Source organism: Corynebacterium sp. 212_CJEI (assembly GCF_001055915.1).
GTDB lineage: Bacteria > Actinomycetota > Actinomycetes > Mycobacteriales > Mycobacteriaceae > Corynebacterium > Corynebacterium jeikeium_D.
The window spans coordinates 1-1,440 of record NZ_JVPT01000023.1; the positions used below are offsets into that span (position 1 = coordinate 1).

The window sequence follows — 1,440 nt, forward strand, 5'->3', positions numbered from 1 at the left end:
GCCGATGAGGCGACGAGCCTGGTCAGCAGGGTCGTTGGTAGTCGCAGAGGCGAAAATCACGGTCGGCGAGGCACCATATTCCCGGGACAGCCGCAGGAGGCGACGTAGAATTTGGGAGACGTTGGCGCCGAATACGCCTCGATAGGCATGGCATTCGTCGACGACGATATAGCGCAGGTTGCGCAGCATCCGCGTCCACCGAACATGATTGCCGAGGACCGAAACATGCAGCATATCGGGGTTGGTAAACACCCAACGGGTGTGGTCGCGGATGGCGCGCCGGGCGTCTTGCGGGGTGTCGCCGTCGTAAAGCGAAATCAGCGAGCTCAGCGACGCCGGTGCCATCGCACGAGCCGTGTCCAACTGATCGGCGCCCAGCGCCTTGGTCGGGGAGAGGTACAGCGCGGTGGCCGCGGGGGTGGCCGATAGTTCTGTGAGCACGGGCAGCAGGTAACCGAGCGATTTGCCCGACGCCGTGCCCGTCGCGACGACACAGTGCACGCCCTCGCGGGCGAGGTTCGCGGTTGCTGCCTGATGAGTCCACAGGTTCTCAATTCCGCGATCTACCAGCACTTCTTTCAGCCAATCCGGCACCCACTCAGGCCAAGGTGCGGTCACGCCAGCGCGCGCAGGAAGATCCGCAATGTGCGTCACCGTCGCCCGCGGATGTGCACGAATAACCGGCCCCAGCAGCTCCCGTCCAAACGACTCCACCGACACCATCCTTTCCTGCAAACGCGCACTTCACATGCTTGACGACGCTTCCTACCAGCCACTTTTCCGCTGCTCAACACCCCAGTTTCTCCGGATCCCGAGCACGGGGTTTACGGGGGTGGCAAGAAGCTGTTGCTAATCGGCGCTCGCGCCCCAAACGTGGCAGACTTTTTGAGTGTATCGCCCGCCAAAGGGCACCCGGCAAAAGCCCGCTCGAGGCGGAAAGGGTGTTCTGGCCGTGTTTACCCCATCGTGCGTGACCGGACGTGCGTGGCGAATACTTGTTTTATCGAATCCTGAAGTTGGGAAGTTTTGTAATGGCACAGGGTACTGTGAAGTGGTTCAACTCGGAGAAGGGCTTCGGGTTTATCGCCCCAGCTGACGGTGGCAACGACGTGTTCGTTCACTACTCCGAGATTCAGGGCACTGGTTTCAAGACGCTGGAAGAGAACCAGGCAGTCGAGTTCGAGATTGGTGAGGGCCAGAAGGGCCCGCAGGCTCTGGACGTGAAGCCTCTGTAAGTCAACCGTTTCCGGGTTGAACTGGGCTATTGTCTGGTTTGGCGCGCGGAATTTTTGGCTTTTCAAGGTCCATGTTGTGTTCATGGGGTGAGCCTTGATTCTCCCACGTGGAAAGTAATTTCTGCGTGGGATTTTTGTATTTCTGGGGGCAGTGGGTCAATCCGAGTTACTGACTACGTTTATGACAAAAATGGCCCGAAAAATG

The 1,440-nt window shown here is 59.2% G+C and carries 2 protein-coding genes; one reads left to right on the forward strand and one right to left on the reverse strand.

Translation table 11 applies throughout. The annotated features are described in order from the left end of the window. The coding region (locus tag ADB02_RS01850) for a DEAD/DEAH box helicase (protein ID WP_241482377.1) at positions 1-723 on the reverse strand (723 nt) is incomplete at its 3' end. Positions 724-1,031: 308 nt separating this feature from the next. Between ADB02_RS01850 and ADB02_RS01855 the strand changes: the two genes are divergently transcribed. After that, positions 1,032-1,235: a cold-shock protein gene (locus tag ADB02_RS01855; RefSeq protein ID WP_005511370.1), complete on the forward strand. Its 204-nt coding sequence runs from the start codon at positions 1,032-1,034 to the stop codon at positions 1,233-1,235. Positions 1,236-1,440: the final 205 nt, after the last annotated feature.